Origin of the sequence: Streptomyces xiaopingdaonensis, from assembly GCF_000262345.1 — a bacterium.
GTDB classification, from domain to species: domain Bacteria; phylum Actinomycetota; class Actinomycetes; order Streptomycetales; family Streptomycetaceae; genus Streptomyces; species Streptomyces xiaopingdaonensis.
In genome coordinates this window covers 1-23610 of the sequence record NZ_AJTQ01000265.1, presented here as the reverse complement: position 1 = coordinate 23610, position 23610 = coordinate 1, and the positions used below count along the sequence as shown (strand labels likewise).

Genomic DNA, 23610 nt, shown 5'->3' with positions numbered 1-23610 from the left:
CACCCGGCGTCCACATCCCCCTGTCGTGCAGTAACGGTCCAGCCGGCGGGCCGAAGGCGTACACTACCCGCCCCCGCCGCGATGTTCTAAATCCGCTCCGGGACACTGTTCCCGACGGCCGCCGCGGCGCGCCTGATCGGCACCCGCAGCAGCAGCGCGAAGCCGAGGGCGAAGAAGGCGACGAGCGACAGGATCGCCACCCGGTAGCTGCCCGTGAGCTGGTAGGCGAGGCCGAAGAGGAGCGGTCCCAGCCAGCTCGTGCCGCGGTCGCTCACCTCGTACAGCGAGAAGTACTCCGCCTCCTTGCCCGCGGGGATCAGGTGGGAGAAGAGGGAGCGGGATATCGCCTGGCTCCCGCCGAGGACGAGCCCGATCGCGGCCGCGAGGACGAAGAACCAGCCCGGTGCGCCGGCGGGCAGGAAGTACCCGGCCGTGACCGTGGCCGTCCACGCGACGAGCGAGCCGAGGACGGTGCGCTTGGCGCCGTACCGGTCGGCGAGCCGCCCGAGGAGGAGCGCACCGCCGATCGCGAGCACCTGGACGAGGAGGATCGCACCGATCAGCGTCGTCTGGTCGAGGCCGAGCTCCTCCGCCCCGTAGACGGACGCCTGGGTGATCACCGTCTGGATGCCGTCGTTGTAGAGGAGGTACGCCAGGAGGAAGAGCAGGGTGAGCGGATACGCGCGCAACTCCCGCAGTGTCGAGAGGAGTTGGCGCCAGCCGCCGCCGAGCGCCCCGGCCGCGGAACTGCCGCGGCGGGCCGCGGCCCGCTCCCTGAGCCGCCGCAGCGGGACGAGGGTGAAGACGCCCCACCACAGCCCCGCGGTGGCGAGGCAGATCCGCACCGCCGTCGACTCCTCGACCCCCAGGGACTCGTGGCCGAGGAAGAGCCCCAGGTCGAGTGCGAGGACGAGGGCGCCGGAGACGTAGCCGAACGCCCACCCCCGCGCCGAGACGCCGTCCCGCTCGTGCGGCTCGGCTATCTGCGGGAGGAAGGCGTTGTACACGACGACGGAGACCGCGAAGGCCACGTTGGCGACGACGAGCAGCGCGCCGCCGAGGAGGTAGCGGTCCCCGTCGAGGAAGAACATCCCGGTGGTCGCGGCGGCCCCCACGTAGGCGGAGACGGCGAGCATCGGCTTCTTGCGCCCCGAGCGGTCGGCGACGGCCCCCGCGAGCGGCATCACCAGGAGGGAGAGGAGCACCGAGGCGGAGACCGCGTACGCGAAGAAGGAGCCGGCCGCGACGGGTATCCCCAGCGGGCGCACGTAACCCTCGGCGTCCGCCGCCGACTTGGCGACCTCCGTCAGGTACGGGCCGAGGAAGACGGTGAGGACGCTCGTGGCGAAGACCGAGTTGGCCCAGTCGTAGAAGTACCAGCCGCGCTGCTCGCGCCGTCGCTCGGCGGACGGGTCCCCGGTCCGCTCCTCGGTCGCCTCCACGCGGTCCCCTCCGTGCTCGTCGCCCCCCGGCGCGCCGCGCCGGTGAGCCGGGACGCTACCGCGCCCGCCCGTACGCGGTTCGGGCGGGGACGGCAGCGGCTCAGTCCGAGGCCGTCCTGCGGTCGGGGGGCCAGGTGCCGCGGGAGGCGAGGACCTCGCGGAGGGCCTCCAGGTCGTCGGTGATCAGGCCGTCGACGCCGAGGTCGAGGAGGGCGGCCATCCGCGACGGCTCGTTGACGGTCCACACGTGGACCTGCAGCCCCAGCGCGTGCGCGGCGCGGACGAAGGAGCGGTCGACGACGCGCACCCCGTACCGCTGCTCCGGGACCTGCACGCACACGGCGCTCGCCCGCGGGCGCACCGGCAGGCCCCAGGCGCGCAGCCGCAGGGCGAGGACGCCGCTGGTGCCGAGCGAGGTGGCCAGCCGCCCGCCGGCGAGTGCGCGGGCGCGGGCCGCGCGGCTCTCGTCGAAGGAGCCGACGCAGACGCGGTCCCACGCGTCGTGCGCGGCGAGCACGTCGAGGAGCGGCGCCAGCGCCGGCTCCGCCTTGACGTCGATGTTCCAGCGCGCCCCGGGGAAGGCGCGGAGCAATTCCTCGAAGAGCGGCACCGGTTGGCTCCCCGCGACCCTGGCGCGGCGCACTTCGTCCCAGGGCAGGTCGGCTATGGTGCCGCCGCCGTCGGTGACGCGGTCGAGGGTGGCGTCGTGGAAGGCGACGAGCCGGCCGTCGGCCGTGGCGTGCACGTCCGTCTCCAGGTGGCGGTAACCGAGCTCCACGGCGCGGGCGAAGGCCGCGTGCGTGTTCTCCAGGCCGCCCGCCGTCCCGCCGCGGTGCGCGAAGGCGAGCGGGGACGGCAGGCCGAGGAAGGGATGGCCGGGGCGCGGCCCGTGCTGTGTGTCGCTCACGGCCGCAGTATCGCGCCCTCGGTCGGGCCCGCGGCCCGCGGGGGCGGCGTGAAGTACCGCAACGACGCCTGCGCGAGCGGGCCGATCGCCACCGCGTACGCCAGCGTGCCCACGCCGAGCCCGCCGCCGAGCGCGAACCCGCAGGCGAGAACGGTGAGTTCGATGAGCGTGCGGACGAGGCGCACCGAGCGCCCCGTGACGCGGTGCAGCCCCGTCATCAGCCCGTCGCGCGGGCCGGCGCCGAAGCTGGCGGCGAGGTAGAGGCCGGTGGCGAGCCCGTTGAGGAGGATGCCGGCGCAGAGCAGCGCGACCCGCGACGCCGGCGCGTGCTGCTCGGACACGAGCGCGAGCAGCGCGTCGAGCGAGAGTCCGACGAGGATCACGTTGGAGACGGTGCCGAGTCCCGGACGCTCCCGCAGCGGCCACCAGGCGAGGAGGAGCAGCGCGCCGGCGGCGACGGAGACGGTGCCGATCGAGAGCCCGAGGTGGGTGGCGACGCCCTGGTGGAAGACGTCCCAGGGGGAGAGTCCGAGGTCGGCGCGGACCATCAGCCCCGCGCTCGCCCCGTAGAGCACGAGCCCCGCGTACAACTGGACGAGCCGCCGCGGCAACTGCCTACCCGGGCCCTGCGATCGGTCCACGTACCCCACTCCTTCTGGTTCTGTTCTGCGTTCCGTGGCACTCTGAGGCGTCGGTAGGGGCCAGTTCCATGGCCAATCGTGGAGAGGTGGACTTGTGTCGGCACGATGGAACTCGGCGGTGGGCGCCGCTCAACTCGCGCGGCTCCTCGGCTCCCAGCAGCGCACCGACACTCGCACCCCGGCCTACCGCGCGCTCGCCGAGGGGATACGCCTGCTCGTCCTGGAGGGCCGGGTGCCCGTCGCCACGCGCCTCCCCGCCGAACGCGAGTTCGCCGCCGCGCTCTCCGTCAGCCGCACCACCGTCGCCGCGGCCTTCGAGGCGCTGCGTGCCGAGGGGTTCCTCGAGTCCCGCCGGGGTGCCGGGAGTTGGACGGCGGTGCCGGCCGGGAGCCCACCCCCGACCCGCGGCCTCATGCCGCTGCCGCCCGAGTCGACCGGCGCCGTCATCGACCTCGCCTGCGCCGCGCTGCCGGCACCCGAGCCGCACCTCGCCGAGGCGTTCCGCGGCGCCCTCGACGACCTGGCGCCCTACACCCACACCCACGGCGACTACCCCGCGGGACTCCCCGCCCTCCGCCGCGCCCTCGCCGACCGGTACACCGCACGCGGCGTGCCGACGATGCCGGAACAGATCATGGTCACCACCGGCGCCATGGGCGCCGTCGCGGCCCTCGCCCGGCTGCTGGCGCCGCAGGGCAGGCGGATCGCCGTCGAGCACCCGTCGTACGCCAACGTCCTCCAGCTTCTGCGGGATTCGGGGGCGCGGCTCGTCGCCGTACCGATGACCGCGGGTCTCGGCGGCTGGGACGTGCCCGCCTGGCGCGGTGTGCTGCGCGAGTCGGCGCCGCGGATGGCGTACGTCGTCGCGGACTTCCACAACCCGACGGGCGCCCTCGCCTCCGCCGAGGACCGCCGCGCACTCGTGGACGCGGCACGGTCGGCCGGCACGGTCCTCGTCGCCGACGAGACCATGGCCGACATCGCCTTCGACCCCGACGCAGGGGACCCGCCGCCGATGGCCTCGTTCGACCCCGGCGGCTCGGCCGTGGTGACCGTCGGGTCCGTGAGCAAGTCGATCTGGGCGGGGATGCGCATCGGCTGGGTCCGTGCCGCGCCTGAGGTCGTGCGCCGGCTCGTCGCCGCTCGCGCCTTCGCCGACCTCGGCAGCCCCGTCCTCGAGCAGCTCGCCGTCGCCCGGCTGCTCACCAGCGGCGGCTGGGAGGCGGCGCTCGCCGACCGCAGTGCCCGCGCGGCGGCCAACCGCGACGCGCTCGTCGCCGCGCTCCGACGGCACCTCCCCGACTGGGAGTTCCAGGTGCCGCGAGGCGGCCTCACCCTCTGGACGCGGACGGGCGGCCTCTCCGGTTCGCGTATCGCGGAGGTGGCCGAGCGCTTCGGCGTGCGGGTTCCCTCGGGCCCGCGCTTCGGCGTCGACGGGGCCTTCGAGGGATACGTACGCCTCCCGTTCACCGTCGCCGACCCCCTCGCCGACGAGGCGGTCGGCCGGCTCGCGCGCGCCGCGGCGCTCGTCGCGGAAGGCGCGGCCACCGCGACGGACGCCCCGCGTTCCCAGGTCGCCTGAGCGGCCGCGGTGCTCAGCCCGCCTGCGGCACGGGTCCGGGGTGCGCGGTGCGCTCGGGGAGCAGTGCGAGCACCGCGTCGCGCTCGCGCGCGGCCGCCGCGTCGTCGTACGGGTCGGGCGTGGCGGGGACCTGGAGCCGCAGCACGGGCCCGGACCCGAGCCGCGCGAGGCCGCGGCCCGCCGGGGTGCCGGGGCCTGGGGTCGAGGGCGGGGCCTCTCCGAGGACCTCGCGCGCCTGCTCCCGTGAGACGGGGCCGAGTACCGTGCGCGCCCTGGTGTGGGCGCGCACCGCCTGCCCCAACTCGTCGGCCGCGTCGAGCTGTTCCGCGACGGCGACCGTGACGCCTGCGGCCCTTCCGTGCCGCAGCGGCACCTGGAGCAACTCCTGCGGGTCGCGCCTGTCCTGCGCGTCGGCGAGGTGGCTCAGGACGGCGGGGTGGTCGAGGAGGAGCCACAGCGGGCGGGTCGCGTCGGCCGGCAGCGGTCGGCCCTGTTCGCGGGCCCTGCTCGCGGCGAGGAGCCGGCGCTCGGTCTCGTGGACGGCCCACTCCAGGGTCGCCACCGCGCCGCTCAGCGAGGACTCGACGCCGAGCACGCCCCGCCGCCCCGTGAGCGAGGCGAACTCCCCGCTGCCCTCGCCGTCGACGACGACGATCTCGCCGCCGGCCGTCAGCGCCTGGAGCGCGATGCTGCGCAGCAGCGTGGTCGTCCCCGACCCCGGCAGGCCGAGCGCGAGGAGGTGCGGCTCGCGGGACTTGCCGCCGGTCCGCCAGACGACGGGCGGTACGTCGTGCGGCTCCTCGTCCCCGCCGACGGCGACGGGCACGGTCCTGCGCACGTCGCTCGCGTCGGTGAACCCCAGGACGACCTCCCCGGCCCCCGTGACGAACCGCTGTGCCGCGATGCCGGTGTGGAGCGGTGCGAGCGCGGCCATCTCCAGGCGGTTGCGCTCCTCGTCCCAGTTGAAGCGGTACTCGCGGCCGCGCCCGCACTTCGCCGAGAGAAGCTGCTCGACGCGGAAGCGCTGGTGCGGGTCGCTGTCCTCGAAGTGCGCCGGGTAGTGCAGCCGCAGCCGTGAGAGGCGTCCCTCGTCGCAGAAGGTGTAGTTCTCGAAGACCCGCTCGAAGTCCCCTTCGAGTGCGTACAGCGGGTCTTCCGCGGTGTCGGCGGGCGAGGCGAAGCACGGCACGAGCGCCTCGTACACGGCCTGGAGGCGGGCGAGTTGCTCCTCGTCGGGTCCGGACGCGCCGCCGTGGACGGCCTGCTCGCGGCCGTACCACGCGGCGGTGGCGAGGAGCCCGGCGAGCGCCAGCGCCGGCCCGTAGGGCATCAGGCCGATGACGAGGAGGCACGAGGCCGTGACGAAGAGCGCGGGTCCGCGCCGCTCCTTCGGTGTGCGCAGCCACCAGCCGCGGACGCCGGCGAGGAGGCGGCCGGTGCCGCGGGCGAGGGTGAGGAGCGGGTGGAGTATGTCGAGCGCCCCGTTGAGGGTCGTCCTCGCCGCGTGCCGTACCGACCCCGTGGCCGTCCCGTCCCGTCGCACCAGTGCCCACCGCATCCCGGACTCCTCCGTGTGGCCTCGCCGTGCGCTCCCCGGAGTGGGGCTAGAAGTTGATGCCGCCGAGGAGGCTGGCGAGGCTTTCGCCGCCCGCCTTGATGCTCGGGGCGATGGCCGTGCCGGCGAGGTAGAACCCGAAGAGCGCGCAGACCAGCGCGTGGGACACCTTGAGGTTGTCCTTGCGGAAGAAGAGGAAGACGATCAGGCCGAGCAGCACGACGCCGGAGACCGAGAGGATCACGGGGGCACTCCTGATGTAGGGGACGGTCACCATGAGCGATCTCAGCTTCACAGAAAGTGCCGAAGGGCGGGAACTGGCAATTGGGTGAGTTTGTCCCGGCCGGCCCGCTCGGCCTGTGCGGGTCGAAGCGGAGCGAGGCCGCCCGCGGGCGCGGCCACCGTGCCGGGCAGCGCGGTGCCCGCCGCCACCGTGGCGTCCGACGCGATGCGGACGGTCCTCGGCACCGGCAGCGAGCGGTGCCGCAGCAGCCTGCGCCGTACGGGGGCGGCGCCGTTGGTCGCTCGTCGAACACCACGACCCTGCCGGGCCCCGCAGCCGCGGGGCGGTCAGCCGGCGTGCGCCCCGGAGAGCTTCTCCCCGTGTGTCGGCCCGCGCCTCGATGCCCAGGGCGGCGATCGGTTCGTCGGACTGGCGCGGTGTCACTCGGGGAGCGGCGCGTGGGCCCGCGGCACGCGCGAGCTTTTCCGGTCGAATGACGCACAGTTACCTTTGCGGCGGATCGTCGGTGGCGCCGGCCTGGCCGGCCGCACTCCACGGCGATGGAGAGAACAGGCAGCGCACGCCGACACCGCTCACCTATGCTGCCGCCATGGCTGTCGAGGAATCGCCGCTGCGGGGCGGAAACACCCGGCCCGTCGAGATCTCGCTGCCGTTCACGGGGCGCTGGCTGATCGAGAACAGCCCGGCCCGGCGGGTCCCCAGCCATGGGACCGACCTGTTCGGTGGGCGCTACGCCATCGACTTCGTCGGCGTGGACGAGCGCCACCGGTCCTCCGGCGTCAGCGACTGGCGGACTCTCTTCGCCACCGAGCCGCCGGAGCGCTTCGTCTCCTTCGGCCGGCCGCTCCTCGCGCCCGCCGGCGGCACCGTCGTCGCGGTGCACGACGCCGAGCCCGACCACGAGGCGCGGCGTTCCCGGCTGACGCTGGTGCCCTACGCGCTCGGCCAGGCGGGCCGGGCGCGGCGCGGCGTCGGCGCCGTCGCCGGCAACCACGTGGTCGTCGCGCTCTCCGAGGTCGACGCCCACGTTCTCCTGGCGCACTGCAAGGCCGGCTCCGTACGGGTGTCCCCGGGTCAGCGGGTGACCGAGGGGCAGCAGGTCGCGGAGTGCGGCAACTCGGGCAACTCGACCCAGCCGCATGTGCACCTTCAGGTGATGGACGCCCCCGACCCCGTCGCGGCCCGCGGCGTGCCCGTCGAGTTCCGGCGCTTTCGCGAATGGCCCCGGAGCGGGGGCCAGGCCCGGCTCGAGGAGCGCGGCGTGCCGCAGGAGGGCGCGGTGGTGGAGCGGCTCGCCTGAGCCGGGCCAGGGGTCGGGACCAGGCCGAGTCTCGGGCGAGGCCGGCCCGTGCGGCCGGCGGACCCGGTCTACCGGGCGATCCGAGCAGCTCGTCGGGTACGCCGTCGGTCCGCGCATCCGTCGCCGGCCATGGCCGTGTCGCCCACCGGCCTCGACCGGTGGGCGAGCGGGGCGGGCTGCTACGGCCGCCGGAGTGTGACGTGGCGCAGCTTCTCCGGGTTGCGCACGGCGTCGAGCGCGGCGATCCGGCCGCCGTCGACGGTGAAGGCGAGGATGCTCAGCGCGCCGTCGGCGGAGCGGAGCGCCAGCCCCGGCTCGCCGTTGACGGTGACGTGCGACATCGCCAACTCCTGGCTGCGCAGCAGCCGGAGGAGGGCGTGCGCCACCCGGGCCGCTCCGCGCAGCGGGCGGGGCAGGGCCGCGACGCGTCCCCCGCCGTCGCCCCGGCAGACCACGTCCGGGTCGAGGAGAGCGGTGAGGGCGGCCAGGTCGCCCTCCTCGCAGGCGGTGGTGAACGCGCGCACCACCGCGCGTTGCTCGTCGGGGGCGGCCGGCGCCGAGGGGCGGGCGCGGCGCAGGTCCCGGCGTGCCCGGGCGGCCAACTGCCGCACCGCGGCCGGGGACCGTTCGACGACCTCGGCGACCTCGGCGAACGGTACGGCGAAGACGTCGTGGAGGACGAAGGCGGTCCGCTGCGCCGGCGAGAGCTGCTCCAGCACCACGAGCAGCGCCATGCTCACCGACTCGTCGAGCGTGACGCGGTCGGCGGGGTCGGGCGCCGGGCCGCGGCCGTCACCCTCCGGCCGCACCAGCGGCTCGGGGAGCCAGGTGCCCACGTACTGCTCGCGGCGTGCGCGTGCGCTGCCGAGGGTGTCCAGCGCGAGGCGTGCGACGACCGTCGTCAACCAGCCCCTCAGATCGCGTACTTCGCTCGGGTCGGGGAGGCGGCGCAGCCTGAGCCACGCCTCCTGCACGCAGTCCTCGGCCTCGGCGAGCGAGCCCGTCGTCGTGTAGGCGACGCGGAGCAGGCGCGGCCGCTCGGCCTCGAACGCCTCGGCGAGCGCGGTCTCGTCTTCGCCGTCCGCCGTCATGCCGCCCCCTCGCACTCCGTGCGCGGCACGCTACCGCGCGGTCGTGCCGGCGGCGACGGGGGTGCGGTCATCTTCGTGGTGTCCATGCCCGAGAGACGAAACGGCGCCGTCCCGTGTGACACGGCTGCCCGGATATCCGCTCGAACCCCTCGTCCGGCGGCGCTGACCTGCCGCCGTGGCCGAGGAGTCGGAGGAGCAGAAGGCACTGGTGCGGCAGGGGTACGACGCGGTCTCGTACGCCTACCGCGCCGACGACGCGGGCGAGGGCCGCTACGCGCCCTGGATCGCCGAACTCCGCGCGCTCCTGGGGGAGGGTGGCGCGATGCTCGACCTGGGATACGGCTGCGGCGTGCCGGTGGCCCGCGCGCTGAGCGCTGCGGGGCGCCGGGTGACGGGCGTCGACGTGAGCGGGGTGCAGGTGCGGAGGGCTCGCCGCTTCGTTCCCGGCGGGCGGTTCCGCCAAGCGGACATGGCCCGGGTGGACTTCGGCGAGGCGGAGTTCGACGCCGTCGTCTGCCTCTACGCGCTGATCCACCTTCCGCCGGCGGAGCAGCCGGGCCTGCTCCGCCGGTGCGCGCGGTGGCTGCGCCCCGGCGGCTGGTTCCTCGCCGTCGCGGGCCACGAGGAGTGCGACGGGCGGGCGGAGGACTGGCTGGGGAGCGGAGTGCCGATGCGGTGGACCCACCCGGGCGCCGAGGTCTACAGGCGCTGGCTCGATGATGCCGAACTCCACGTGGTCCGGCAGAAGTTCGTCCCCGAGGGGAACGGCGGGCACGCGTTCTTCCTGGCCCGCAGAGGAGAGGCGCGCGAGGGCCGTGCGCCGGTGGACGGGTCGTGTGACAGGCTGCGTGAGCGGCGCGGGTGAGCGGCGCTGACGTGCAGGCGAGCGAGGTGGCCGATGGAGAACGCAGCAGAGGTCGAAGAGGGGCGGTTCCCCGCAGCGCCCGACGGGGAGGCCGTGCTCGACGAGCAGGTGTTCGCCGCGCTCACCGGGCCGCACGCGCACCTCGCCGAGCGCCGCGGAAGGGTCCTCCGCTACCGGCCGGACGTCGCCGTCTGGTGGGCGTTCCCGACCCGCCCGGAGCCGGAGGACTGGAGCGCGGCCGCCCGACTCGCCGGGCCAGGAGGGGAGTTGGCCCTCGTCGGCCCGAACGGGCCGCTGCCGCCCGGCTGGCGGGCGACCTTCCGCGTCCCCGGGTTCCAGATGGTCGACGACGGCCGCCCTGCCCCCGCCGACCCGGAGATCGTCCGCCTCGGCCCCGGGGACATGCCGGAGATGCTCCGTCTCGTCGGCGCGACGAAGCCGGGGCCCTTCCGTCCCGGAGCGTTGCAGTTGGGCGGGTATCTCGGGCTCCGGCGCGGCGGTGAGCTGGTCGCCATGGCCGGCGAGCGGCTCCGGCTGCCCGGCTGGACGGAGGTGAGCGCCGTCTGCACCGACCCCCGCTTCCGCGGGGAGGGCCTCGCCGCCCGTCTCGTCTCCGCGGTGGCCGCCGGCGTGCGGGAGCGCGGGGACCGCCCCTACCTCGGCGTCGCGCAGGAGAACACCGGCGCCGTGCGCCTCTACGAGCGGCTGGGCTTCCGGGTGCGGCGGGAGGTGCTCTACCACGGCGTCGCGGCGCCGGATTCCCTTGCGGAGCCGGTGCGTTGACCGTCAGGCGCCGGCGAGCGGCAGCAGCGCCTCGCCGAGGTCCTCGACGCCCCGGTAGTGCACGCCCGTCATCCCCAGCCGGCGCGCCGTGAGGACGTTCTCCCACAGGTCGTCGACGAAGAGGCAGCGTCCGGTGGCGACGGGGACGCGCTCCGCCGCGATGCGGTAGATGCCGTCGTGCGGCTTGCGGACGCCGACGGCCGCGCTGTTGACGACGTGGTCGGCGAGGTCGGCGAGGCCGAGCGCCGCGAGGTCCGCGTCGAGCCGGCGAGTGGCGTTGGTGACGAGCACGAGCGGCATCTTCGCCCGCGCCTCCCGCAGCAGGGCGACGACGGCGGCGTCGACCCGCTGCGGTGCACGGCGCAGGGCCTCGCCCAACTCCCGCGCCCTCGCCCGCGGCAGCCGGGCGGCGAGCGCCTCGGCGACGCCCGCCGCCCACTCCGCCTCGCCGATCTCGCCGAGCAGCACCGGCGTGGCGTGCTCGGCGGAGAACGCGATCCGCGCCGTCTCGCCGGCCGGGGCCCCGAACTGCCGCTCCAGCTCGGCGAGTTCGGAGTGGTCGTAGGAGCGGATCACGCCGTCGAGATCGCACAGCACGGCGTCGTAGGGCAGGCTGCTGCTCGTCACCAGGAAAGGCTCGCACAGCGCGCGGTGCCGCGACAGGAGGCCGACCGGGGCTACGAGCCGACCCTGCGCTTGTTCCAGACGTCGAAGCCGACCGCGGCGAGGAGCACCAGGCCCTTGATCACCTGCTGGTAGTCGGTGCCGATGCCGACGAGCGACATGCCGTTGTTGAGGACGCCGAGGACGAGACCGCCGATGACGGCACCGAGCACCGTACCGACGCCGCCGCTCATCGAGGCACCGCCGATGAACGCCGCGGCGATCGCCTCAAGTTCGAACATGGTGCCCGCCTGCGGCGTGGCCGCGTTGAGCCGCGCGGCGTAGACGCATCCCGCCAGCGCGGCGAGCACGCCCATGTTGACGAAGACGAGGAAGGTGACCCGCGCGTCCTTCACCCCCGACAGCTTCGCCGCCGCCTTGTTGCCGCCGAGCGCGTAGATGTGGCGTCCGATCACGGCGTTGCGCATCACGTAGCCGAGCCCGATGAGCAGCGCGCACATGATGAGCAGCACGACGGGGACGCCCCGGAAGCTGGCCAGCGTCAGCGTGAACGCGACGATCGCGGCGGCGATGGCGACGCACTTGAGCACCCAGAGACGGAAGGGGATCGGCTCCAGCTCGTAGGCGACCTGCCGCCGCCGGTCCCGCCACTCCTGCCAGATCAGCAGCACGACGACGACGAGCCCGATGACGAGCGTCGGGTTGTGGTACTGGGTGTAGGGCCCCATCTCGGGGATGAACCCCTGCGCGATGTTCTGGAACCCCTTCGGGAAGGGCGCGAGCGACTGCCCCTCCAGCACGATCTGCGTCGCGCCGCGGAAGAGCAGCATCCCGGCGAGCGTCACGATGAACGAAGGTATGCCGACGTAGGCGATCCAGAACCCCTGCCACGCGCCGGCCGCCGCGCCGATGAGCAGCGCGATGACGAGCGCCGCCGGCCACGGCATGTCGTGCTTCACCATCATCACGGCCGATATCGCGCCGACGAAGGCGACGACGGAGCCGACCGAGAGGTCGATGTGCCCCGCGATGATCACCAGCATCATCCCCATCGCCAGGATGAGGATGTAGCCGTTCTGCTGGATGAGGTTGGAGACGTTGTTGGGGAGCAGCAGCGTGCCGTCGGTCCAGATCTGGAAGAGGACGACGAGGAACGCGAGCGCGATCAGCATGCCGTACTGGCGCATGTGCGTGCGCAACCCGGTCAGCAGTACCTGGGTCGCGGACCGCGGGGACTGCGGCGGTCGCTCACCTGAATCCGGTTGCGACGTCTGGGCGTTGCTGGTGGTCAACGTGGGCCTCGGCTTCTGCTCGTCGGCGTGCGGGTGGGCTGGGGCTGCGGTGCGCGGGGTGCCGCGTCAGCCGCGGTCGACGGTCATCCGGCGCATCAGGGATTCCTGGGTGGCGTCGGCGCGGTCGAGCTCGCCGGTGACCCGGCCGGCCGCCATCGTGTAGATCCGGTCGCACATCCCCAGCAGCTCCGGGAGTTCGGAGGAGATGAAGAGCACCGCCTTGCCGCGGGCGGCGAGTTGGTCGATGACGGTGTAGATCTCGAACTTCGCCCCGACGTCGATGCCGCGGGTCGGCTCGTCGAGGATGAGGATCTGCGGATCCGCGTGAATCCACTTGCTGAGCACGACCTTCTGCTGGTTGCCTCCCGAGAGCCGCCCCACGTGCTCGGCGACGGTCGGCGCCTTGATGTTCATCGAGGCGCGGAAGCTCTCGGCGACCCGCCGCTCGGCGTGCGCGTCGACGACGCCGCGGCGGGCGAGCGAACTCAGCGACGGCAGCGAGATGTTGCGGTTGATCGAGTCGATGAGGTTGAGCCCGTACGTCTTGCGGTCCTCGGTGACGTAGGCGATGCCGTGCGCCACGGCGTCGGGAACGGTGCGGGTGGTCACCTCCTCGCCCGCGACGTGCACGCTGCCGGCCTCGTAGCGCCCGTAGGAGCGGCCGAAGAGGCTCATCGCCAGCTCCGTGCGCCCTGCGCCCATCAGCCCGGCGAGGCCGACGATCTCACCGCGCCGCACGGTGAGGGAGGCGTCCTCGACGACGCGGCGCTGATGGTCGATCGGGTGGCGTACCGTCCACCCGGCGACGCGCAGCGCCAACTCGCCCGCGTCCGCGCCCTCGTAGCGGCTGCGGGAGGGGAAGCGCTGGTCGAGGTCGCGGCCGACCATGCCGCGGATGATGCGCTCCTCGCTCAACTGCGGCTCGTCGCCCGGGTTTTCGCGGACGGTGAGGGTCTCGATGGTGCGGCCGTCGCGCAGCACGGTGACGCGGTCGGCGACGCGGCGGATCTCGTTGAGCTTGTGCGAGATGAGGATGCAGGTGATCCCCTCGTCGCGGAGCTGCTTGATGAGTTCCAGGAGGTTGCGGCTGTCCTCGTCGTTGAGCGCGGCCGTGGGCTCGTCGAGGACGAGGAGCCGTACGTGCTTGGAGAGGGCCTTGGCGATCTCCACGAGCTGCTGCCGCCCGACGCCGATGTCGGCGACCCGCGTGCGCGGCGGGTCGGGCAGCCCCACGCGGCGCAGGAGTTCGCCCGCGCGGCGCATCGTCTCGTTCCAACTGATCACGCCCCGGTGGGAGTTCTCGTTCCCGAGGAAGATGTTCTCGGCGAGCGAGAGGTAGGGGACGAGCGCGAGTTCCTGGTGGATGATGACGACACCGCGGCGTTCGCTCGCCCGGATGTCGCGGAACGCGACGGGCTCGCCGTCGAAGAGCATCTCGCCCTCGTAGCTGCCGTGCGGGTGGACGCCGCTGACGACCTTCATCAGCGTCGACTTCCCCGCGCCGTTCTCGCCGCAGACGGCGTGGATCTCGCCGGGGCGCACGTCGAGGTCGACGTTCTCCAGGGCCCGTACGCCGGGGAACGTCTTGGTGATGGCGCGCATCCGCAGCAGCGCGGGGCGCTCGTCCTGGCGGGCCTCCGGGGCGCCCGACTCCTCTTCCGCCGCCGTCACTTGAGCTGTCCCTCGGCGTAGTAGCCGGTCTCGACGAGAAGTTCGGTGTTGGACTTGTCGACGCTGACCGGGTCGAGAAGGAAGGACGGTACGACCTTCTTGCCGTTGTCGTAGTCCTTGGTGTTGTTGACCTTCGGCTTCTTCCCCTGGAGCACGGCGTCGCTCATCCGGACCGCCTGCTTGGCGAGCTTGCGGGTGTCCTTGAACACCGTCTGCGTCTGCTGCCCGCGGATGATCGACTTCACCGAGGCGAGCTCCGCGTCCTGCCCGGTGACCACGGGGTACGGCTTGTCCCCGGTTCCGTAACCGGCGCTCTTCAGCGCCGAGATGACGCCGATCGATATCCCGTCGTAGGGGGAGAGGACGCCGTCGATGCGGTCGCTGCCGTAGTTCTTGCTGAGCAGGTCGTCCATCCGCTTCTGCGCGGTGCCGCCGTCCCACCGCAGGGTCGTCGCCTGGCTCATCTTCGTCTGCTTGCTGCGGACGGTGAGTTGGCCCGAGTCCATGTAGGGGCGGAGGACCTTCATCGCGCCGTCCCAGAAGTACTTGGTGTTGTTGTCGTCGGGGGAGCCGGCGAAGAACTCGACGTTCGCCTTCTCGCTCTTGTCGTCCTTGAGCCCCAACTTCTCTGCCAGGTAGGTGCCTTGGAGTTCGCCCACGCGCTCGTTGTCGAAGGAGGCGTAGTAATCGACGTTCTCGGTGCCGAGGATGAGGCGGTCGTAGGCGATCACCGGGATCTTCGCGTCGGCGGCGCGCTGGAGGACGTCGGTGAGCGCGGCGCCGTCGATCGCGGCGATGACGAGCAGCCGGTGGCCCTTGGCGATCATGTTCTCGACCTGCGCGACCTGGTTCTCCACCTTGTCGTCGCCGAACTGCAGGTCGGCCTTGTACCCGGCCTTGCGGAACTGCTTCGCCATGTTCTGCCCGTCGGCGATCCAGCGTTCGCTCGACTTCGTCGGCATGGCGAGGCCGACGGTGCCTCCCTTGCCCGCGTCCGGCTGGTACCGGCTGCCGCCCTTCGCCTCCTGGCCGCAGGCGGCGAGCGAGCCGGTGCAGAGCACCGTGACGGCAACCGCCGCCGCCACCGCACGAGTTCGGCCCTGTCGGTGCGGCTCGGGCGGCGGCACGGTGGTACGGATACGCACGGTCGGCTCCTCTCGGCGGCGGATTCCCGCGCGCCCTCTGCGGCGGGCCGCCGGCGGTGTCCACGGCGGTTCCCCGGCGGCGCGAGCGGTTCCCGTCGAGAGCGGACACCGGTCAGAGCCACCAGAACGAAACTAAAAGCAAACCAAGTGCACGTGATGAAAGCCGGTCGCCGAACGGGCGTCAAGGGGTGCGCGCAGCTTGGCTCAACAATCGGCTGCTGCGCTGTTCGCAGCCTCGAACGGGGCCCGTACGAACGAGAGTTGGTCTGTGCGCGGAGCCGGTGCCAAGGCTCGGCCGGAGAAGCGCGTCACCCCCGGTCGACCGGGTGTGGTGTTTGAATCTGAGTTGTTCTGTAGGCAGTTCGTCGTGCTCCGGAGGCGCACGCGGCCGACTCGCCCGCGTGCGGGCACAGTTGCGCCGCGGAGCATACGAGTGCTCCGCGGCGGGTGCGTCGACGGTGCGCCCCGGATTCCCCCCGAGCGGGGCGCACTCACGCTCTCAGTATCCGCGACCCGGGTAGGGCTGTTGGGCGTTGCCGTACGGGTCCTCGTAGCCGCCCGGCATCTGCCGGGGTCCGGCCGGGCGGGGAGCGACCGGCCTCATCTGCTGCTGCGGCACCTGCTGTTGCTGCGGGTAGGGCTGCTGCTGCATCGGCTGCTGCTGGCGCGGGTCCGGGTACCCGCGCTGCGGTACCTGCGGCTGCGGCGCCTGTTGCGGTACGTACGGGGCGGGCGCCTGCTGGAGCGGCGCGGGCTGGGGCGCCTGCGGGTGCGGCTGCGGCGCGGGCTGCGGCGGGTAGCCCCAGCCCGTCTGCTGCTGCGGGGGCGGGGTGTAACCGCCGCCGGGCGGCAGCGCCGCGGGGCCCGGATCGAGAGCCGGCCTCGGTGCGGGGAGGGCGGGAAGGGCGCTTCCGGAATCGTAGACCGAAGGGACCCGGATGGGTGCGATCTGCGGCGTGCCCCGCTCGGCGACGAGCATGTCGTAGATCGGCGTCTCTGGATACGAGGGTGCAGCGTAGTAGCCGCCGCCATAAGAGCTGCGGGGGGAGGTCATGCCCATAAGTTAAGCCCAAAATGTGGTCGTTGGGGAGTCCGGTTGGTCCCTGGTTCTTCGTGGTGACGGTGATGACAGGCCGTCAATCGGTGGATAGCGGGACGAACCGCCCCGCTGTGGGGTGTTGAGATCGTGTGAACCGGGTTTCTCCTGTCGGGGTGCGTGCGTTCCGGGGGCGCGGACCGCCTCGTACGCTCGCCCCGGCGACTCGGGTGATCCCGCGTCAACCGGCATGGTTTTTCGGGGCGATGGGAACCAGCCGGGTCCGCCGTTCGTCGCCTAATGCGGAGAGTGCGCACGCACGGCGCGCAAGGACGGGACCGCACGGAGGGAACGCGATGTCGATGCGCAAGGGGACCAACGTGCCGCTGCCGGCGAGCGCGCTCCGGATCGAGGTCGGCCGGCGGCACGGTCCCGGCGTCCCGGAAGTCGCCGCGTGCGCGCTGCTCCTCACCGACGGCCGCGTACGCACCGACGACGACCTCGTCTCGGCCGCGCGCCCGCGCCACCCCTCCGACGCCGTGCGCCACCTCGGCGCGGAACCCGAGGAGCCTGCGCACGGCGGGGAATTGACGATCGCGCTCGACGCCGTCGAGCCGGGCGTGGACCGCATCGTCCTCGCCGCCTGCGTCGGCTCCGGCAGCTTCGGCGACGTGCCCGGCCTCTCCGTCCGCCTCGCCGACCTCGCCTCCGGCGGCGAGCTGGCCCGGTTCGAGGCCGAGGACGCCGGGGTGGAGACGGCCTACCTCCTCGGCGAGGTCTACCGCAGACAGGGCGCGTGGAAGTTCCGCGCGACGGGCCAGGGCTACGCGCACGGCCTCGCGGGCCTCACCGCCGACTTCGGCGTCCGCGCCGAGGCAGCCGCCGAGGTCTCGCCGAGCCGTGTCGCACCGCGCAACGCCCCCGCGCCTCCCCGCGCGCCGGACGCTCCCCGCGCGCCGGGCCTCCCCAGGTCGCCCGACCTCCCCGTCCCGCCGAGCGCCCCGACGCCCGACCTCCCGGCGCCCAGCGCACCGACACCGGGCACCCCCGCGCCCCCGAGCACCCCGACCGACACGGTCCCGGCGCAAGGTACGCGCCCCGTCAGGGTGACGCTCACCAAGGACCGCCCCGCCGTCTCCCTCGCCAAGCAGGGCGGCACCTCGGGCGCGATGCGGGTGAACCTCAACTGGCAGCGCGCGCAGCCGGGCCAGCAGCGCGGCTTGTTCTCGCGGCTCGGCAAGGCGCTCGCCGCACCGCAGGAGATCGACCTCGACCTCGGCGCCCTCTGGGAGCTCACCGACGGCCGCAAGGGCGTCGTCCAGGCACTCGGCAACACCTTCGGCTCCTACGCCCGCGCGCCGTACATCTCCCTCGACGGCGACGACCGCACCGGCGCCGTCGAGACGGGCGAGAACCTCACCATCAACCTCGACCACACCGCCGAACTCCGCCGGGTACTCATCTTCGTCACCATCTACGAGGGCGCGGAGAGCTTCGCGGGACTCCACGCCACCGTCACCCTCCGGCCCCAGCACGGCGCCCCCGTCGACTTCTCGCTCGACGAGTGCACCGTCCGCTCCCGCGTCGCGGCCCTCGCGCTCCTCACCAACCGGGACGGCGACCTCGTCGTCGAGCGCGAGGCCCGCTATCTCGTCCCGGGGCCGGGCGTGAGCATGCAGCGCGCGGTCGACGAGGAGTACGGCTGGGGCATGCGCTGGACACCAGGGCGCAAGTGACCGAACGCTAGGCCGTCGGCCCGGAGTTGGTGGGCGGAGGTTCGGGGGAGCGCGTCGGCGGGGAGTACGTCCGCCCCTTCCAGGCGGCGCCCCGCCCCTTGCGGTGCTGCACCGCGGAGTCCACGGTCATCAGGAGGTAGAGCGCCGCGGTGAACGGCAGCAGCGGGGCCGTCCGGAGCGGCACCCGGTAGTACCGCGCGATCGGCAGGTAGGACCCCGCCATCAGCGCCCACGCCACCGCTCCCGTGAGGGAGCCGGTGCACGCGGCGACCGGCGGCACCAGGTAGACGAGGACGAGCCCGGCCACCGTCGCCACCAGCAGCGCGGGGTTGTACCGCAGTTGCGCGTAGGCGCTGCGCGAGACCATCCGCCACAGCGGCCGCAGCCCCCGGTACGGCCGCACGCTCGCCACCGAGTCGGCGAGCCCCAGCCAGATCCGCCCGCCCGCGCGCTGCACCTCGCGCCCGAGCGCGACGTCGTCGATGACGGCGCCCCTGATCGACTCGGGCACCCCGGCCCGCTCCGCGGCCCCGGTACGCACCAGCGCGCACCCGCCCGCAGCGGCCGCCGTGCGCGCGGAGGGCGAGTTGACCCGCCGGAAGGGATAGAGCTGCGCGAAGAAGTAGACGAACGCGGGGACGAGCAACCGCTCCCACGGAGCGGAGACCCGCAGCCGCGCCATCTGCGAGACGAGATCGAGGCGGGCGGAGAGCGCCGCCGCGACGAGCCTCCGCAGCGAGTCGGGGGAGTGCGCGATGTCCGCGTCGGTGAGGAGCAGATAGGCGGGGTTCGCGCGCTCCCGCGCGAGTGCGGTGCCGTGCCGGACGGCCCACAGCTTCCCCGTCCATCCCGGCTCGGGCTCACCGGGCGAGGAGACGGTGAGCGGCAGTCCGCCGTGTTCCGCCGCCAGCGCCCTCGCCAACTCGCCCGTGCCGTCCCGTGATCCGTCGTCGACGAGGACGACCTCCGCCGCTCCCGGGTACTCCTGCGCCAGCAGCGACGGCAGGGTCAGCGGCAGCACCTCGGCCTCGTCCCGCGCGGGGACGACGACCGCGACCGACGGCCAGGAGTCCGGCTCGGAGGACCGCGGCAGCCGCACGTCGGTCCGCCAGAAGAACCCCTGCCCCAGCAGCAGCCACACCCACGCGAGGAGCGAGGCGACGGGGACCCACGAGACGGCGTTCACCCGCCGCAGTCTGCCCCAGCCGGCCGCTCTCCGCGCGCAATCGGCGCAGCCGGGCCCGAAGCGGTGTCGCAGGGGTGGACTAGAGTGGCTCGGCGTGAAGATCGCGCTGCTCGATTCCGGGATGGGCCTGCTCGCGGCGGCCGCCGCGGTGCGCCGGGCCCGGCCCGACGCCGACCTCGTCCTCTCCACCGACCCGGAGGGTATGCCGTGGGGGCCGCGCACGGCGGAGGAGATCACCGAGCGCGCGCTCGGCTGCGCACGCGCCGCCGCCGAACACCGTCCGCAAGCGCTCGTCGTCGCCTGCAACACCGCCTCCGTCCACGCGCTCCCCGCGATCCGCGCCGCACTGGAGCCCGGCATCCCGGTCGTCGGGACGGTCCCCGCGGTGAAGCCCGCGGCGGCGGCCCGCGTCCCCGTCGCCGTCTGGGCGACGCCCGCGACCACCGGCAGCCCCTACCAGCGGAGGCTCATCGAGGAGTTCGGCAACGGCGCCCCGATCACCGAGGTGCCCTGTCACGGTCTCGCCGACGCCGTGGAGAGCGGGGACGAGGAACTCATCCAGGCCGCGGTCGCCGCCGCCGCCGCACGTACCCCCGCGGACACCGGCTCCGTCGTCCTCGGCTGCACCCACTACGAGCTCGTCGCCTCCCGTATCCGCGAGGCCGTGCGCGGCGCCGGGGCGCCGCCCGCGCTCTACGGGTCGGCCCAGCCCGTCGCCGCGCAGGCGCTCCGCCGCGCCGGCATCGAGCCGGCGCCCGAGGCCAGCGCCGGCGGCGGCCTCACCGTTCTGCTCAGCGGCCGCAAGGCCCAACTCCCCGCCGCCGCCTCCGTGTACGCCGAGGGGCGGAGCCTGCTCGGAGCGGCGCCGGTGCGCTGAGCGGCGCCGGGCGAGCCCCGCGCCACCCCGCCGGCCGTGAGCGGCTGCCGCACGGTGCCTGCCGCAGTAGCCTGCCGACATGAAGGACGATCCGCGCGAGATCGCGCCGTCCCCAGGTCCCGAACCCCGAGTCGAAACCCCTCCCGTTGCCGGGCGTCACGAGGATGCCGAGGTATGGACGGGACGCGCGACCAACCGTGTCCAGTGGCTGCTCGCGGTCCTCGGCGCCGGCTGCATGGCGCTCGGGATCGAGCTCGCCTTCGAGGACCCCTGGGGCGGGGGCTCGGCGCCGCTGGTGATGTCGGTGGTCGGCTGCGTCGCCGTCGGGCTGCTCATCCTCTTCGGCACGGTCGCCTTCGTGAACGTCACGGTCCGGGTGGACGCGCACGCACTGGAGGTGCGGTGCGGCCATGCCGGGCTGCCGCGGAGACGCATTCCGCTGACCGACATCGTCGACGTCGAGGTGGCGTCGAGCGTCACCCCGCGCCACTGGGGCGGTTGGGGTTACCGCTGGCGCCCGGAGAGGGGGACCGGCGTGATCGTGCGCCGGGGCGAGGGCGTGGTCGTCCGCCTCGGCGACGGGCGGAGCTTCACCGTCACCGTCGACGACGCCGCTGCGGCCGCCACCGCCATCCGCTCCCGCCTCGCCCCCGCGGCGGGTGCGTAGGCTCGTTCCATGGCGACACCGGAATTCATCACCACCCTGCGCGCCAGCGCCGGCCACCAGCTCCTCTACCTGCCCGGAGTCAGCTCGATCGTCTTCGACGACGCCGGCAGGGTGCTCCTCAACCGCCGTGCCGACACCGGGGCGTGGGCGATCATCGGCGGCATCCCCGAGCCGGGCGAGCAGCCGGCCGAGTGCGCGGTCCGCGAGGTGTGGGAGGAGACGGCGGTCCACTGCACTCCGGAGCGCGTGGTCCTCGTCGAAGGGCTGCGGACGCCGGTGACGTATCCCAACGGTGACGTGTGCCAGTTCATGGACGTCACCTTCGCGTGCCGCGCCGAGAGCAGCGAGGCCCGCGTCAACGACGACGAGTCGCTGGAAGTGGGCTGGTTCGAGTTGGACGCGCTGCCGCCGCTCGCGGGGTTCGGGCTCTTCCGGATCAAGCAGGCGACAGAGGGCGGGCCCACTTGGTTCGACGGCATGCCCGAGTGGGAGAGCGGTCGCTGACGGACGCGCCGCCCCGTGGAACAGGTCACGAACAGGCGCCTGACGGTGCGAACAGTTCCCCGACGGTTTCGGTTGCCAGGTCCCGCAGCCAGATGTGGGCGCTGTCGTCGTCGTAGCGCTGGTGCCACAGCAGGTACAACGAGACGTCGGGCAACTCGAGCGGCGGCGGCAGCGTGATCAGGCCGAGTCGCTCCCGGACCGCGCGGGTGACCACGTCGGGAAGGGTGACCACCAGGTCGGTCTCGAGGGCGAGCCGCAGCGCGAAGACCGCGGTGGGTCCGGCGGCGGCCACGCGTCGTTCGAGGCCGCGCTCGGCCAAGGCGGCGTCGACGGGGTCGCGCAAACTTCCGCGCCGCGAAACGGTGAGGTGTTCGGCGGCCGCGTACCGCTCGGGGCTCAGCGGCCCCTCGGCGAGCGGGTGGCCCGGTCGGACGGCGACGACCAGCCGGTCCGTGCCGACGAGGCGGTGGCGGATGTCGGGGAGCGTCGGCCGGCCGGAGCCGGATTCCAGGTCGACCTCGCCTCGGCGCAACTCGCGGTCGTCCGTGCCGGGTTCGGCGGACAAGCGGAGTCGGACGCCGGGGGCCTGGCGGCGGACGGCCGCGGTCAGCGCCGTGCCGCAGGCCGCGGTCAGGGTTTCGTGCCAGCGCACGGTGAACACCCGGTCCAGCGCTGCCAGGTCGAGTTCTTGCTGCGCGGACAGCAGGCGTCGGGCCTGTTGCACGAGGGCGTGGACCTCGCCGCGCATGGCCAGCGCGCGCGTGGTGGGGACCATGCTGCGGCCGGTGCGTACCAGGATCTGGTCGCCGGTGGCCTTGCGGATGCGGCCCAGGGAGCGGCTCATCGCCGGCGCGGTGACGTGGAGGCGGGTTGCGGCGCCGGCGACACTGCCCTCTTCCAGCAGCGCGTCGAGGGCCGTGAGCAGGTTCAGGTCCAGTTGCATGGGAATCACTCTACAAGTGACATGCATGCACTTGTTGTTAATCAATAGGCGGCCTACCTTCGAACACGTCGCGGCCGGACGCATGGACGCGTTCTGGCAGTTCTCCGACGTTCGCTCCGGCCTCGTCGCCGGAGCTCTGCTGGTCTCCGAGGCCGGACGCACCGTCACCTGGCGGGCGAACCCCGGAGCGCCGGGCAGCCGCGACTTCCTCGGCGTCCTCTCGCCGCTCGCCTGACCGGACGCTTCCGCGTTCCCGTTTCTCTCACTGCAAGGAGCAACACCGCATGACCAACATCGGCATTCTGGGCGCCGGCCGCGTCGGCGCCACCCTCGCCGGCGCGCTCCGTTCGGCCGGACACCGTGTCACCCTCGGCGGCCGGGCCCCGGAGGGCACCGCCGCCCGCGCCGCCGGCCTCGACGCGCGGATCACCATCGCCGACCAGCGCACCGCCGCCCGTACCGCGGACGTCGTGATCAACGCGACGCCCGGCGAGAGCTCCCTGGCCTGCCTCACCGGGCTGCGCACCGAGCTCTCCGGCAAGACGCTCGTCGACGTCTCGAACGCCACCCGGGACGCGGACGACGGCCTGCCCGGCGAACTGTGCTACCCCGGCAGCAGCCTCGCCGAGAAGCTCCAGGCCGCGCTCCCCGACACCCGCGTGGTCAAGACCCTCAACACCATGCTCTTCACGGTCATGAGCGCCCCGGAGACCCTGGCCACCCCGCCGACCGCTTATGTCTCGGGCGACGACGAACAGGCGAAGAGCACAGTCGCCGGCCTGCTCGGCGATCTGGGCTGGCAGCCCGAGTGGATCGAGGACCTCGGTGGCATCAGCACGGCCCGCGCCACCGAGGCCATGGTCCTCGTGGTCCCCCACGTCCTGCGGCGAAACGGCTTCCGGCCCTTCGCCGTCTCCCTCGCCCGCTGACCGAGTCCGGCGCGGACTCGTCCCGCGTCCCCCGCGCACCAAGCCGGATCCGCCTCACTCCACGGCCACGCGCACGGTCCCGAGCGACGGATCGGCCGCGTCCGGGAGGTTCATGCCCGCCTCGACCCCGCTCCGCAGGTAGGCGAGCGCCTCCTCGGTGAGTCGCTCCCCGGGGAGCGCGGCGGGGATGCCGGGCGGGTAGGGCGTGATCATCTCGGCGGCGATCCGTCCGGCGGCGACGTGCGCGGGGACGTCCTCGACGGCGCCGAAGTAGGCGTCGCGGGGCAGCATCGCCTGCTCCATGCGCAGCCGGTCGCCCGTCGGTACGTGCATCTCGTACGGCGGGTCGAACTCGGAGGCGCAGGAGGCGAGTTCGGTGAGCGCCGAGACGAGGGTGCCGGCGGTGGCCGCGTCGTCCGCGTAGGTGAGCTGGGCGCCCACGCGGCGGTGGTCGCCGAGGTGCACGTCGACGCTGCGCTCCGCCCGGAGCCAGTCGGCGGCCTGGTAGCCCGAGACACCGAGCTGCCCCAGGTCCACGAGGACGGGCAGCGGGTCCAGGTCGTCGGCCTTGCCCGGGCCCGTGAAGTCGG

Annotated in this window: 23 protein-coding genes and 1 pseudogene; 10 read left to right on the top strand and 14 right to left on the bottom strand. The window is 73.6% G+C overall.

Going from position 1 to position 23610, the window contains the following annotated elements:
• Positions 1–86 precede the first annotated feature (86 nt).
• From UWG_RS0121500 to yczE, 3 genes are all read right to left on the bottom strand, one after another.
• Positions 87–1442: an MFS transporter gene (locus UWG_RS0121500; protein ID WP_016909270.1), complete on the bottom strand. Its 1356-nt coding sequence runs from the start codon at positions 1440–1442 to the stop codon at positions 87–89.
• A gap of 100 nt (positions 1443–1542) precedes the next feature.
• Positions 1543–2349, bottom strand: a complete 807-nt coding sequence (locus tag UWG_RS0121495) for a glycerophosphodiester phosphodiesterase family protein (protein WP_016909269.1) — start codon at positions 2347–2349, stop codon at positions 1543–1545.
• On the bottom strand, positions 2346–2990 hold the full coding sequence (gene yczE / locus UWG_RS0121490; protein ID WP_016909268.1) for a membrane protein YczE: 645 nt from the start codon (positions 2988–2990) through the stop codon (positions 2346–2348). The genes UWG_RS0121495 and yczE overlap by 4 nt, the downstream gene beginning before the upstream one ends.
• A gap of 94 nt (positions 2991–3084) precedes the next feature.
• Here yczE and yczR point away from each other — a divergent pair, with 94 nt between their 5' ends.
• On the top strand, positions 3085–4572 hold the full coding sequence (gene yczR, locus UWG_RS0121485; RefSeq protein ID WP_033196282.1) for a MocR-like transcription factor YczR: 1488 nt from the start codon (positions 3085–3087) through the stop codon (positions 4570–4572).
• A 13-nt stretch (positions 4573–4585) separates the two neighbouring features.
• Here yczR and UWG_RS0121480 read toward each other — a convergent pair whose 3' ends face one another.
• The gene (locus UWG_RS0121480) at positions 4586–6130 is read right to left on the bottom strand and encodes an ATP-binding cassette domain-containing protein (RefSeq protein ID WP_016909266.1); all 1545 of its coding nucleotides are present in this window, start codon (positions 6128–6130) and stop codon (positions 4586–4588) included.
• Between the two features lie 46 nt (positions 6131–6176).
• On the bottom strand, positions 6177–6371 hold the full coding sequence (locus UWG_RS0121475) for a hypothetical protein (RefSeq protein WP_016909265.1): 195 nt from the start codon (positions 6369–6371) through the stop codon (positions 6177–6179).
• A gap of 589 nt (positions 6372–6960) precedes the next feature.
• On the opposite strand from UWG_RS0121475, the gene UWG_RS0121470 reads away from it, so the two are divergent.
• A complete protein-coding gene (locus UWG_RS0121470) occupies positions 6961–7671 on the top strand; it encodes a M23 family metallopeptidase (RefSeq protein WP_050988632.1) in 711 nt (236 codons plus the stop codon).
• Between the two features lie 179 nt (positions 7672–7850).
• On the opposite strand, the gene sigJ is transcribed toward UWG_RS0121470, so the two are convergent.
• Positions 7851–8762, bottom strand: a complete 912-nt coding sequence (gene sigJ / locus UWG_RS0121465) for an RNA polymerase sigma factor SigJ (protein WP_016909263.1) — start codon at positions 8760–8762, stop codon at positions 7851–7853.
• Between the two features lie 175 nt (positions 8763–8937).
• Here sigJ and UWG_RS0121460 point away from each other — a divergent pair, with 175 nt between their 5' ends.
• Positions 8938–9627: a class I SAM-dependent methyltransferase gene (locus tag UWG_RS0121460; protein ID WP_016909262.1), complete on the top strand. Its 690-nt coding sequence runs from the start codon at positions 8938–8940 to the stop codon at positions 9625–9627.
• A 33-nt stretch (positions 9628–9660) separates the two neighbouring features.
• A complete protein-coding gene (locus tag UWG_RS0121455) occupies positions 9661–10410 on the top strand; it encodes a GNAT family N-acetyltransferase (protein WP_016909261.1) in 750 nt (249 codons plus the stop codon).
• Positions 10411–10413: 3 nt separating this feature from the next.
• On the opposite strand, the gene UWG_RS0121450 is transcribed toward UWG_RS0121455, so the two are convergent.
• The 5 genes from UWG_RS0121450 to UWG_RS0121430 form a co-directional block, all read right to left on the bottom strand.
• Entirely contained in the window at positions 10414–11037 is a 624-nt protein-coding gene (locus UWG_RS0121450; RefSeq protein WP_016909260.1) for an HAD-IA family hydrolase, read from the bottom strand.
• 50 nt (positions 11038–11087) lie between these two features.
• Positions 11088–12221 (bottom strand): multiple monosaccharide ABC transporter permease, encoded by a 1134-nt coding sequence (mmsB, locus tag UWG_RS0121445; protein WP_016909259.1) that lies wholly within the window; start codon positions 12219–12221, stop codon positions 11088–11090.
• Positions 12222–12392: 171 nt separating this feature from the next.
• On the bottom strand, positions 12393–13997 hold the full coding sequence (mmsA, locus tag UWG_RS0121440; RefSeq protein WP_016909258.1) for a multiple monosaccharide ABC transporter ATP-binding protein: 1605 nt from the start codon (positions 13995–13997) through the stop codon (positions 12393–12395).
• Positions 13994–15136 carry a multiple monosaccharide ABC transporter substrate-binding protein gene (chvE, locus tag UWG_RS0121435; RefSeq protein WP_420235642.1) on the bottom strand — a complete coding sequence of 381 codons (1143 nt, stop codon included), beginning with the start codon at positions 15134–15136 and terminating at the stop codon, positions 13994–13996. Before chvE ends, mmsA begins: the two co-directional genes overlap by 4 nt.
• Positions 15137–15641: 505 nt before the next feature.
• Positions 15642–16196 carry a DUF6643 family protein gene (locus tag UWG_RS0121430; protein ID WP_029391649.1) on the bottom strand — a complete coding sequence of 185 codons (555 nt, stop codon included), beginning with the start codon at positions 16194–16196 and terminating at the stop codon, positions 15642–15644.
• A gap of 338 nt (positions 16197–16534) precedes the next feature.
• On the opposite strand from UWG_RS0121430, the gene UWG_RS0121425 reads away from it, so the two are divergent.
• Positions 16535–17914, top strand: a complete 1380-nt coding sequence (locus UWG_RS0121425; RefSeq protein ID WP_016909255.1) for a TerD family protein — start codon at positions 16535–16537, stop codon at positions 17912–17914.
• A 7-nt stretch (positions 17915–17921) separates the two neighbouring features.
• On the opposite strand, the gene UWG_RS0121420 is transcribed toward UWG_RS0121425, so the two are convergent.
• On the bottom strand, positions 17922–19100 hold the full coding sequence (locus UWG_RS0121420) for a glycosyltransferase (RefSeq protein ID WP_016909254.1): 1179 nt from the start codon (positions 19098–19100) through the stop codon (positions 17922–17924).
• Positions 19101–19194: 94 nt separating this feature from the next.
• Here UWG_RS0121420 and UWG_RS0121415 point away from each other — a divergent pair, with 94 nt between their 5' ends.
• From UWG_RS0121415 to UWG_RS0121405, 3 genes are all read left to right on the top strand, one after another.
• Complete coding sequence (locus UWG_RS0121415) at positions 19195–19977, top strand: glutamate racemase (protein WP_016909253.1); 783 nt, start codon at positions 19195–19197, stop codon at positions 19975–19977.
• A 79-nt stretch (positions 19978–20056) separates the two neighbouring features.
• A complete protein-coding gene (locus tag UWG_RS0121410; protein ID WP_016909252.1) occupies positions 20057–20644 on the top strand; it encodes a hypothetical protein in 588 nt (195 codons plus the stop codon).
• Between the two features lie 9 nt (positions 20645–20653).
• Positions 20654–21148, top strand: a complete 495-nt coding sequence (locus tag UWG_RS0121405; RefSeq protein ID WP_016909251.1) for an NUDIX hydrolase — start codon at positions 20654–20656, stop codon at positions 21146–21148.
• Between the two features lie 25 nt (positions 21149–21173).
• Here UWG_RS0121405 and UWG_RS0121400 read toward each other — a convergent pair whose 3' ends face one another.
• Positions 21174–22091 carry a LysR family transcriptional regulator gene (locus tag UWG_RS0121400; protein WP_016909250.1) on the bottom strand — a complete coding sequence of 306 codons (918 nt, stop codon included), beginning with the start codon at positions 22089–22091 and terminating at the stop codon, positions 21174–21176.
• A 64-nt stretch (positions 22092–22155) separates the two neighbouring features.
• Between UWG_RS0121400 and UWG_RS32305 the strand changes: the two are divergent.
• Together UWG_RS32305 and UWG_RS0121390 are read left to right on the top strand one after the other, a co-directional pair.
• Positions 22156–22326: pseudogene (locus tag UWG_RS32305) on the top strand (3'(2'),5'-bisphosphate nucleotidase CysQ); the annotation flags it as partial.
• Positions 22327–22375: 49 nt separating this feature from the next.
• Complete coding sequence (locus UWG_RS0121390; protein WP_016909248.1) at positions 22376–23020, top strand: NADPH-dependent F420 reductase; 645 nt, start codon at positions 22376–22378, stop codon at positions 23018–23020.
• 54 nt (positions 23021–23074) lie between these two features.
• Here the strand turns inward: UWG_RS0121390 and UWG_RS0121385 are convergent.
• The coding region (locus UWG_RS0121385; protein WP_016909247.1) for an Orn/Lys/Arg family decarboxylase at positions 23075–23610 on the bottom strand (536 nt) is incomplete at its 5' end.

Excerpts from the sequence above, each read along its gene's own strand:
- UWG_RS0121480 (WP_016909266.1), bottom strand. The coding sequence starts at position 6,130 with ATGCGGTGGGCACTGGTGCGACGGGACGGGACGGCCACGGGGTCGGTA.
- UWG_RS0121470 (WP_050988632.1), top strand. The coding sequence starts at position 6,961 with ATGGCTGTCGAGGAATCGCCGCTGCGGGGCGGAAACACCCGGCCCGTC.
- sigJ (WP_016909263.1), bottom strand. The coding sequence starts at position 8,762 with ATGACGGCGGACGGCGAAGACGAGACCGCGCTCGCCGAGGCGTTCGAG.
- UWG_RS0121455 (WP_016909261.1), top strand. The coding sequence starts at position 9,661 with ATGGAGAACGCAGCAGAGGTCGAAGAGGGGCGGTTCCCCGCAGCGCCC.
- mmsB (WP_016909259.1), bottom strand. The coding sequence starts at position 12,221 with ATGCGCCAGTACGGCATGCTGATCGCGCTCGCGTTCCTCGTCGTCCTC.
- UWG_RS0121430 (WP_029391649.1), bottom strand. The coding sequence starts at position 16,196 with ATGACCTCCCCCCGCAGCTCTTATGGCGGCGGCTACTACGCTGCACCC.
- UWG_RS0121425 (WP_016909255.1), top strand. The coding sequence starts at position 16,535 with ATGTCGATGCGCAAGGGGACCAACGTGCCGCTGCCGGCGAGCGCGCTC.
- UWG_RS0121410 (WP_016909252.1), top strand. The coding sequence starts at position 20,057 with ATGAAGGACGATCCGCGCGAGATCGCGCCGTCCCCAGGTCCCGAACCC.
- UWG_RS0121405 (WP_016909251.1), top strand. The coding sequence starts at position 20,654 with ATGGCGACACCGGAATTCATCACCACCCTGCGCGCCAGCGCCGGCCAC.
- UWG_RS0121400 (WP_016909250.1), bottom strand. The coding sequence starts at position 22,091 with ATGCAACTGGACCTGAACCTGCTCACGGCCCTCGACGCGCTGCTGGAA.
- UWG_RS0121390 (WP_016909248.1), top strand. The coding sequence starts at position 22,376 with ATGACCAACATCGGCATTCTGGGCGCCGGCCGCGTCGGCGCCACCCTC.